Here is a 10,012-nt window from a genome sequence, read left to right as displayed (position 1 = left end):
TTCTAATCGGCCACTTTCGCTTTTCTTGTCTAGCTCGGAGTGGCCAGAAACTAGGCAGCTTCAGGATAGCGCCCTACAATAAGTCATCATCAGTTCCTTCGTCACTGTGATTCCTTTATCTCAGTTGCTTCCTTCCACCCGCTACGTTTCTAATCGGCCACTTTCGCTTTTCTTGTCTAGCTCGGAGTGGCCAGAAACTAGGCAGCTTCAGGATAGCGCCCTACGATAAGTCATCATCAGTTCCTTCGTCACTGTGATTCTTTTATCTCAGTTGCTTCCTTCCACCCGCTACGTTTCTAATCGGCCACTTTCGCTTTTCTTACTTCTTACTTATTTAGGCAACATTTGTTTGATTCGTTTGTAATCTCCAGCAGATACGATTGCTGCTTTACGTAATTTACGTTTTTGCTTTTGAGACTTGTTAGCAAACAAGTGACTTGTATAAGCATGGGAACGTTTTACCTTCCCAGAACCTGTCTTTTTGAATCGTTTTGCAGTACCGCTGTGTGTTTTCATCTTTGGCATAATAGTTCCTCCTTGTAAAACTAAATTGTTAGCTATTTCTTTTCTGTAATAGGTGCAAGCATTAAGAACATGCTGCGTCCTTCCATTTTCGGTTTTTGCTCTACAGTGGAAAGATCTTTACATTCATCAGCCATACGTTCTAATACTTTCTGACCTAATTCTTTATGGGTAATCGCACGTCCGCGGAAGCGAATAGAGACCTTAACTTTGTCTCCCTTTTCCAAGAATTTACGTGCATTGCGAAGTTTTGTATTAAAGTCATGTTCTTCAATCCCAGGACTTAATCTTACTTCTTTCACGTTAATTACTTTTTGTTTCTTACGAGCTTCCTTGTCTTTCTTCTGCTGCTCAAAACGGAATTTACCATAATCCATGATACGGCATACTGGCGGTTTCGCATTTGGTGCCACCAATACAAGATCAAGGTTTCTTGTTTGAGCAATTTCTAATGCATCCTGACGAGATTTAACTCCTAATTGATCCCCATTTGAATCAATGAGACGAACCTCGAATACTCTCATTGACATTCATATCTTTGCTAATAATCAGCCACCTCCGAATTTTAATAAAAGCGTAATGAAACATGATCATTAATATGAGACAAGCGTATCATTATAATAGATATCAAGTTTGCTGATATCGTTTTTGCTCCATAAAAAAAGTGTCGGTACACATACTGCACCCACACATCCTTGATTTCATTACAAATAACATCGGATAAATACCTGTTAACGACAAGACTTGTGTCAATCAGGTGAGAAGCGGGTGCTTCTACTTGTCTTTTGAGATCATATTTAATTCACTCTTGCTATCTTAACATGCTATACTTATATTGTCAACCAGTGACTTGAGAATACTGGAACTTCTTCCTGCAATAATCTGGGATTACTTCTATTAAAGGATAGTGACAGAAAAACTATAACAAATTTCAGCAAAACTGTCACTGTTTTTTTGTATGAAAGATTTGCAATTCATAATTATCCCCATGTTTACCGTGCAGGATGAAAATCTTTAATCGGCTCCAGAATCGATTCAATTTCACTTAACATATCATCTGTCAACTCAATATCAACCGCTTTTACGTTCTCTTCTATTTGACTTGGACGACTTGCACCGATGATAGCTGAACTGACATTCGACTGTCTTAATATCCATGCCAGAGCCAGCTGTGACAGCTTCATCCCATTATCTTCAGCAAAATCGTTTAATGCAGCAACAGCAGTTAAGACACGTTCATCAAAGTAGCTGTTTATCACCATATTCGTGCTGTCATTAGCAGCCCTGCTGTTTGCCGGAATTTCAGCATTTGGTTTGTACTTCCCTGTTAACACACCCTGGGCAAGCGGAGAAAACACAATCTGTCCGATCCCATTCTCATCAGATACCTTGATTACTTCTTCTTCAATATAACGCTCAATCATATTATAAATCGGCTGATTGGAAATAAGCGGGTGAAGGCGCCATTCTTTCGCAAACCCTGTTGCCCGTTGAATTTGGGCAGCTGACCATTCACTCACACCTGCATATAATATCTTCCCTTGTCGCACCAAGTCATCTAATGCCAACAAGGTTTCTTCAACGGGAACATTTTCATCAAAACGATGACATTGATAGAGATCAATATAATCCATTCCCAATCTTTTTAAACTTGCATCACACTGTTCGATGATATGTTTCCTTGAAAGTCCCCGGTCGTTTGGACCAGCTCCCATTGGAAAATATACTTTTGTTGCTACTACAAGGCTGCTTCTATCGTATGATTGCAGTGCCTGCCCAAGAACCTCTTCTGCCTGCCCGCCTTCGTAAGCGTTTGCTGTATCAAAAAAATTAATACCAAGTTCATACGCTTTATGTATACACGATTCTGCTGTCTTGTCCTCTACTGCTTTTCCGTATGTTAACCAGCTACCAAGTGCAATTTCACTTACTTTCAAACCACTGTTGCCTAGATTTCGATATTTCATTTCTTTCCCCTCCTTATTATAATCATAAACGCTTTCAAATAGTTTTTCACCTATTCTGACCGAAAAAAGAAAAAAGACTCCTCACCATTTCTGGCTAGAGTCTTTTCCTTATTGTTGTGTCTCCATTTCACTATTACTACTATCTTCCTCTAATGGATTAATTCCTCTTTCAAGGAAATCTTCCAGCGCCTGTCTGTTCATTGCTTCATCTATCTCTAATACTTCTCCTGCATGACTATGGTCTACAGGCCAATATGAATTCGGCAATTCAACAGGTATTCGTAATGTTTCTATTTCCCCCGGTGTATTAGATAAAAATGATACAGCATATCTGCCAATATCTGTTTCTGACATATTTGTATTAACATATGGAATTAAGGTACCGACAACTTTAGGTATTTTAATGATACTGGAAAATGACAGCAGTTCTTCTTTTAATACACTCATTACTTGCTGTTGACGTCTGACTCGTCCAAAATCACTTTCTCCATCATGTCTGAATCGTGCATAACCTAGCAGTTCTTCTCCGCTCAGGGTTTGCATCCCCGGCTCAAGATCAATGTGCAAACCGCCAGCATTATCTGTATAGTTCATCTGTTTTTCTACATCAATTTCCACTCCATCAGGCGCAATTGTATCAATGATATGTCCAAATCCTTCAAAATCGACAATTGCATAATGATGGATATCTATATCAAAGTTATTTTTAATCGTTTGACGTAAAAGCTCAGGCCCACCATTAGCATAAGCGACATTAATTTTATTATAACCATATCCTGGAATATTCACATACGTATCTCTCATGATCGAAACTAATTTCGCACGATCATTATCGACATCATATTGACCGATCATTATCGTATCTGTTCTGGATATGCCATACTCATCTGAATCTTCCCCAAGAAGCAGCATATTCAATTTCCCATCAACTGGCTCTGACGCTTCAAAATCTTTCGCATATTCTTCCATCTCTTCATTGCGTTCAGGATCATTAATTCTATCTTCTGCTGCTTTCTTTCCTTCCCAATATTGAAAAACCGAGAATGCAACAGCACTTATAAGAAGCAGAAGTATTACGAACAGAATCAGCTTTCGTTTTTTCTTTTTCTTCCGCTTTCTTTTTACTATCACTCTTTTGCCTTCAACCATGATTTTCCCTCTCTCTTCAAAATAACACTCAATCTAAAACTTACACAACTTTTCGTCAAATGTAAACAAAAATTGATGAAAATATTCTAACAATTACGTTACATTATATAGATTATCATGAATTGTAACTGCCTATCCATTCGACAAATAGGGGGTTAATGGAAATTCGCTATTTTTCATAAAATAAAGGGACACATTTATCAGTGGAGTTAACATACTTTATTAATACCCTAATGCCAGACCATCACTTCTAGGGTCACTTCCGGCAAACTTAATATTCGCATCATTAATCTTAATCGCACCGGCATGGCCCATCAGATCGCTGTAATCACTGACTACTTCAACTTTATGTCCTTTATTGACTAACGCTTCTAATACAGCAGGTGAAATTCGCTTCTCTACTTTTAAAGAATTGGACACTGCTCCCCATGTTCTTCCATATAACCAACGTGGAGCATCCAATGCTTGTTGAACATAATAGCCATAATCAACTAATTTAGTCACAATAGCCGCTTGTGTTTGCGGCTGTCCTTCTCCACCCATTGTACCATAAATCAAATATGGTCGATTTTGCTTAAATAGCATCGCAGGATTAAGTGTATGAAATGGCCTTTTTCTCGGTTCTAACCGATTCAGTTCATCCTCTTGTAGTGAAAAAAAGCTTCCCCGATTTTGTAATAAGACGCCTGTCCCTTCAGGTACTACTGCAGAGCCATATTCATGATAAATACTTTGAATCATAGATACTGCATTTCCCCATTGATCTACAACCCCGAGCCATACTGTATCACCTTTTGGATCTAATAATGGCTGGTACTTTCTTGAAATACTATCATCGATTTGGTCTGCCATTTTCTTGCCATAACTATCTGATAATAATTGATCTAGCGGAACTTCTATTTGTCCCGGATCAGTAACCCATTTATCCCGAAGCTCAAAAGCTAATTTAGTCGCTTCAATAATCAGGTGATAATATTCCGGGTCATGCTCACTTATTGTCGATAAATCGTATTGATTCAGTATATTTAAAATTGATAAGGAAGCTATGCCTTGAGTGTTTGGTGGTAAATTGCAGGCAACATAGTCACGATACTGTGTACAGATCGGATCAATCCAGTCAGCAGTGTGATAGTGAAAATCCTGTTTTGTCAACACACCTTTAATTCTGCAGGATCTCTCAATTTGCTCTGCAATAGTTCCAGAGTAAAAGGATCTTCCTTTATCCTCAGCTACCCTGCGTAATGTCCTTGCCAGATCTTTTTGATAAAATAAATCTCCCACCTTTAATCCATTCCTAATCGGTTGAATAAAAATAGCATCAAAATCATTCCTGTCATCAATCATCTTATTGACAAGAAAGGATTCTGCCATTTTAATCTGGCTTTTGGTGACAGGGAAACCATTTGCCGCATAGTCAATTGCGTCTTCCAGCAAGTTAGCCCATTCGATTTTTTGATTGGTATGTGTGTCGGCATAATGATAAGCTTCAACCCATCCAGACAAGGCCCCAGGAACCGTATTAGCCGCTAAATGGCCTCGCATTGGTATACTGTCATAGCCAAGTTGCCGATAATACATAATGGATGCTTTCTCACCAGAACGGCCGCTTGCATTTATCCCTTTTAACTTTTGATCATTTGAGTTGTATACTAACCAGAAATTATCGCCCCCAATTCCATTCATATGCGGGTAGACAACACTTAATGTTGCAGCCATAGCAATCGCTGCATGAATCGCATTCCCTCCATTTTGGAGAATTTTCAATCCGGTTTGTGAGGCTAGATAGTTTGGTGATGTAACAGCAGCGTTTCGTGCGATTATCGATGGTCGTATCATTTGAATTCCTCCTTATCCTTATACTTAAATCAACAATCACTTTCTTTTGTTAATAAAAATAAATAAATATATTAACAATAGTAAATATATATGATAATATTATATCACAAGTTCACTTATATTCTTCAGAAAGGGACTGAGATTATATGAAACATCTTCAAATTTTTTGGGCGTTTTTCAAAGTAGGTATTTTCGGTTATGGTGGAGGCCCTTCTTCTATTCCACTTGTACATAAAGAAGTGGTCGATCATTACAAATGGTTAGATGATGATGAATTCTCCGATATACTGGCAATTGGTAATACCCTGCCAGGCCCGATCGCAACCAAAATGGCTGGTTATATCGGTTACAGAATGGCAGGATGGCTTGGTGCCATAAATGCAGTGCTGGCAACAATCGTTCCAAGTATCATTGCCATGATTGCGCTGCTTATCTCATTAAATTCCTTTAGTGATTTACCTTGGATTAACGGGATGACCAATGCCATTGTGCCAGTAGTCGGTGTTATGCTGGCAATATTAACGTGGGACTTCTTAGTAAAGTCAAAGAAAGACTTAGGCTGGATACCTTGCCTATTACTCACAGCTGGCAGTCTGATTTTATTGCAGTTTTTAAACATACATCCTGCGATCATTATTCTCGTCTTACTCATTGTTGCTTTTACCATGAAGCCTAAGGAAAAAAGAGAGGAGTAAGCTATTATGATATATTGGGAAATTTTTATAGCATTTTTCATACCAGGGATTATTGGTTATGGTGGCGGCCCGGCAAGTATACCTCTTGTGCAGAATGAAGTGGTGGATCGATTTGGCTGGCTGACCATTCCGGAATTTGGCGAAGTGCTGGCAATTGGAAATGCATTGCCCGGACCAATTGCTACAAAAATGGCTGGATATATTGGTTACGACCAGGCAGGGGTGCTTGGTGCAATTGTCGGCATCTTTGCAACAGTGGCACCTTCTCTTATCTTAATGATAATTTTATTAAGCATTTTATATAAATTTAAAAACTCACCAAAAGTAAAGAGAATGACAATGTTTATCAGACCAACAATCGGTGTGCTGTTAGGACTCTTAACTTTCCAATTTTTCTTCCAGTCTTATGAAAATGAAGGGGTATGGCAAACCTTATTGTTAATTGGACTCAGCTGGCTCTTGTTAGTAAAGTTCAAGGTCCACCCTGCTTTTGTTATTATGGCCGCTTTAGGTTATGGAGCTTTGTTTTTAGGGTAAGTAAAAAGCGTCCCTTTCCATTCGGACGCTTTTTATTATAGTTTTAAACCTTTGCGGCTTTTAAATCTGCGCAGCAAGATATGACTCTCTACCCTTGTGATACCTTCCAGGCTGTACAGTTCCTCATTGATGAAAGACTCTAAGTTTGTAAAATCCTCTACCAACACATGCATATGCAGTGTGCTTGGGCCTGTCATCTGGTAACAGCTTGCAACACTAGGATGATCTGCCAAGCTCTGAGCAACTCGTACCAATGATGCAGGTTCACAATCCACCTCAAAAAAAGCAGATACTTTTTTCCCTACCTTTTCTGAATTAATAATTACACTAAACCCTTCGATGATCCCATTATCAATCAACTGATTCACACGCTCGCGAATAGCTACCCTTGAAAGACCTAATTCCTTGCCAATATCGACATAAGACATCCGGCCGTTTTTAGCTAATAAGTCAAGAATCTTTCTATCCTTTTCATCGATTTTCATCCATATCATCCTTTTTCTGCATTGTCTATCATTAGGATGCTATGTATGTTTCGAAAAGTCAAGGAAGTGCCGCTTCATTTTAACAATTGTTAACTTCCAATGCCATTATTCTTACGAAAATACCTGTTGCATGCATTATCCCTTTATCATACTAGCTGCCTCTATACACTTGATAACCCCATGGAGTTATTAATAGCGGCACATGGTAACTGCTATAAGGTATGTGAATGCCAAAACGAACAGGAACCTCTTCCAGAAAATATGGATCGTGCTGAACTTCTCCCTTAGCACGATAGTAATCTCCAATATGAAACATAAATTCATAAATCCCTGTTTTTACAGCCTCTGTTTCTAAAAAAGGTTGATCTATCCTTCCATCCTGGTTGGTGACCGCTGTTTTCAGCCACGTTCTTTCACCCTCTTCTAACCTATACAAGTCAATCGAGATGTTTGCTCCCGGAACACCACTTGCCAAATCAAGCACATGTGTAGTTAAGCCTGCCATACGAACACATCCTTCAACAAATAAAGTGAGAATTAAATTTCTCGTCTAAACGAAACTTCGCAATTTTAAAGATTTCAGATAATGCGGTCTGAAATTCTTTCGTTTCTTCTTCCTCTACACGCAACAGCATCGCTTGCATTATATCTGTTTTCTTTTTTCCTTTTACAGCAAAAATAAATGGAAATTGGAATTTATCGATATAACGCTGATTTAACAAATGAAAATTGTCATACTCTTCTTTGGTTAAGTTTTTCAACCCTGCTGAAGTTTGCTCATTTACAGACTCTTGACTCATTTTCACCCGCTCCCCCAAGTTAGGGTGAGAACGGATCAACTCCAGCTTTTCCGCTTCTGTAGCATTGTGTACAATTTCACACATTCTTTGGTAGAGATCTTCCAGTGATGTATATGGCCGATATCGCAGTGCTTTTTGCGCTATCCAAGGCGATTGTTCAAAGATTGATCCTAACTGATCCACAAATTCTGTTTCATCCATTTTGTTTAAATCATTCACATACATTATACGCTCACCCCTGTTCATCTTTTTTCCATTTTATTTGGTAAAAAAGCGACTGTCATTAGTTAATCTGTACAATCGTCTCATCAGTTTCTATCATTTTACACAAAGCTGGTTTTATAGATTTAATACATTCTTTATTCTCAGCGCTAAACGAAACTGTAATGAGGTTTCAGGGTCATTGAGGCTGCGGCCAATTAATTCCTCACATTTCTCCAGCCTGTAAATCACAGTATTACGGTGAACAAACAGTCTTTTTGCCGTTTCCGAAATTTGATTATGGGTTTCCAGATAGACAAAAGCTGTCTGGAGCAATGTATTATTTTCTTGCTTTTCATCACTGACAAGTGGTCCCAGCACATTCTGGTAAAATTCGCTTAAATCTTCCTCAGAGATAATGCGTAAGATCTCCAGAATGTCCTTTGTTTTATAACTTTGAATAAACCCTTTCTTCTCTGCCAAAAGCCCTGACTCCAGTGCATCAATCGCCTCTTTATAGCTGTTTTTCACTTGGGAAAAATTCCGCGATAAATTCCCTACACCAAAAGAAATTATCCGGTCAAAACGTTCTTTCACTTTCGTCTGGATCAGTTGTAATAAGCTGTAAATATATTAATTGAATGCTTCTTCCCGATCCTTTTTTTCAAACAATAAAATACATAAATCTCCCCTTGTAAAATGATGTGTCGATAATGAAATGCTGACTAACTCATCTTCAATATATTCAAAGATTTTATCCATTTCATAATGACTCTGAGCATAAGAGGCTAACAGTTTTTCATTTTTTTCCAACTTTCCTGTTACACAAATATAGCTTTTATTATTGTCAAGCTGAAATTCCATCGCCCGATTAATTACTTCATCACTGGAAGTAAAATTACCTTCAGTGAAGTTGTAGAAAAATTCATTCTTTACACGCTTGGAATATTGATTTAATGCATTCTCCTTTACCAACTCAAAAGAGATAACATTTGTTGCCTGCTCAATGGTTAAAACCGTCGAATGATCTGTCGGTTCTATATCGCCCAACACAAGTAAGTAGCCAACTTTTTTATTATGGGTGTAGACAAGAAAAACAGAATAGGTTTGCTGATCATGAATCGTAGAAAAACTAAAACAAGCCGTATCAGGAAATAGTGAAACAATATCTTTCATATATAAGTTTTCCAATATTTGTACAGTTTGCCGATTTTGCACCGCTGAAGCAATCGGTTTGGAATATTGGTCTAATAAAATAACGGTTGATCCAATTAATTGGGATAAATCTTTTAATAATCTAGTTATTCCTTTGCCGCTCATAATATGGTCCGAAAATTGGCGATGAATATCAATCGCTGAGATTAGCTCACTTGTCCTCATGTTTAAAATATTACTTAAGGTTTGATTCACAATATCTCCAAGAGAGCTTTGAACTGGAATTTCAATAATCGGAAAAGCCAGCTCGTCAGCTAACCGGATGACATCTGGCGGAACTTCATCTAAAAACCGTTTCATCTTAATTCCCAGTCCAGCACAGCCCTGGGCATTCATTTCGGTGATTAATTCTTTTAATAACATTGGCTGGTCCTTCATATGGTAAGCGGTTGTAACCAAAAGTTCGTTAGGTTTCAAGAACTTTGCAATATCAGGTGCATCCATCATGTTGACATGAAGCACTTCCCGTTCCAGTCCGGTTTTCCCCGCTATCAAACTGCAATTAATTAATGAAGGAACTTGAATAACATCTGCTAATCTCACAACAATCAACCTCTCCCCCGTTTTTTTCAGCTTAGCATAACCATTCTGAAAGCTTTAGTCAT

General features: G+C 38.3%; 10 protein-coding genes, 1 pseudogene and 1 other annotated feature. Of the genes and pseudogenes, 2 read left to right on the top strand and 9 right to left on the bottom strand.

Going from position 1 to position 10,012, the window contains the following annotated elements; all coding sequences use genetic code 11:
- Positions 1 to 330 precede the first annotated feature (330 nt).
- The 5 genes from rpmI to ggt all read right to left on the bottom strand — a co-directional run bounded on the left by rpmI (position 331) and on the right by ggt (position 5,474).
- A complete protein-coding gene (gene rpmI, locus F9U64_RS05900) occupies positions 331 to 525 on the bottom strand; it encodes a 50S ribosomal protein L35 (protein ID WP_089742733.1) in 195 nt (64 codons plus the stop codon).
- Positions 526 to 557: 32 nt separating this feature from the next.
- Positions 558 to 1,052, bottom strand: coding sequence for a translation initiation factor IF-3 (gene infC, locus F9U64_RS05895; RefSeq protein ID WP_153402086.1), 495 nt, complete (start codon positions 1,050 to 1,052; stop codon positions 558 to 560).
- Positions 1,053 to 1,174: 122 nt separating this feature from the next.
- Positions 1,175 to 1,308 (bottom strand) — a sequence feature (ribosomal protein L20 leader region).
- Positions 1,309 to 1,514: 206 nt separating this feature from the next.
- The gene (locus F9U64_RS05890; protein ID WP_153402085.1) at positions 1,515 to 2,489 is read right to left on the bottom strand and encodes an aldo/keto reductase family protein; all 975 of its coding nucleotides are present in this window, start codon (positions 2,487 to 2,489) and stop codon (positions 1,515 to 1,517) included.
- 108 nt (positions 2,490 to 2,597) lie between these two features.
- Positions 2,598 to 3,638: an LCP family protein gene (locus F9U64_RS05885; protein ID WP_153402084.1), complete on the bottom strand. Its 1,041-nt coding sequence runs from the start codon at positions 3,636 to 3,638 to the stop codon at positions 2,598 to 2,600.
- Positions 3,639 to 3,860: 222 nt separating this feature from the next.
- Complete coding sequence (gene ggt / locus F9U64_RS05880) at positions 3,861 to 5,474, bottom strand: gamma-glutamyltransferase (RefSeq protein ID WP_194287293.1); 1,614 nt, start codon at positions 5,472 to 5,474, stop codon at positions 3,861 to 3,863.
- Positions 5,475 to 5,620: 146 nt separating this feature from the next.
- Here ggt and F9U64_RS05875 point away from each other — a divergent pair, with 146 nt between their 5' ends.
- The gene (locus F9U64_RS05875; RefSeq protein ID WP_153402082.1) at positions 5,621 to 6,169 is read left to right on the top strand and encodes a chromate transporter; all 549 of its coding nucleotides are present in this window, start codon (positions 5,621 to 5,623) and stop codon (positions 6,167 to 6,169) included.
- Positions 6,170 to 6,175: 6 nt separating this feature from the next.
- Complete coding sequence (locus F9U64_RS05870) at positions 6,176 to 6,706, top strand: chromate transporter (protein WP_153402081.1); 531 nt, start codon at positions 6,176 to 6,178, stop codon at positions 6,704 to 6,706.
- Between the two features lie 35 nt (positions 6,707 to 6,741).
- Here F9U64_RS05870 and F9U64_RS05865 read toward each other — a convergent pair whose 3' ends face one another.
- From F9U64_RS05865 to F9U64_RS05850, 4 genes and pseudogenes are all read right to left on the bottom strand, one after another.
- Positions 6,742 to 7,191, bottom strand: a complete 450-nt coding sequence (locus F9U64_RS05865) for an Lrp/AsnC family transcriptional regulator (protein ID WP_153402080.1) — start codon at positions 7,189 to 7,191, stop codon at positions 6,742 to 6,744.
- 151 nt (positions 7,192 to 7,342) lie between these two features.
- The gene (gene uraH, locus F9U64_RS05860; RefSeq protein WP_153402079.1) at positions 7,343 to 7,696 is read right to left on the bottom strand and encodes a hydroxyisourate hydrolase; all 354 of its coding nucleotides are present in this window, start codon (positions 7,694 to 7,696) and stop codon (positions 7,343 to 7,345) included.
- Positions 7,697 to 7,709: 13 nt separating this feature from the next.
- Positions 7,710 to 8,216, bottom strand: coding sequence for a 2-oxo-4-hydroxy-4-carboxy-5-ureidoimidazoline decarboxylase (gene uraD / locus F9U64_RS05855; RefSeq protein WP_153402078.1), 507 nt, complete (start codon positions 8,214 to 8,216; stop codon positions 7,710 to 7,712).
- A gap of 114 nt (positions 8,217 to 8,330) precedes the next feature.
- Positions 8,331 to 9,950, bottom strand: a pseudogene (locus tag F9U64_RS05850) (PucR family transcriptional regulator).
- Positions 9,951 to 10,012 lie beyond the last annotated feature (62 nt).

Origin of the sequence: Gracilibacillus oryzae (assembly GCF_009498735.1) — a bacterium.
In the GTDB taxonomy this organism is placed as follows: Bacteria; Bacillota; Bacilli; order Bacillales; family Amphibacillaceae; genus Gracilibacillus; species Gracilibacillus oryzae.
The sequence above is the reverse complement of the archived record's forward strand: the minus strand, read 5'-3'. Positions and strand labels throughout refer to the sequence as shown.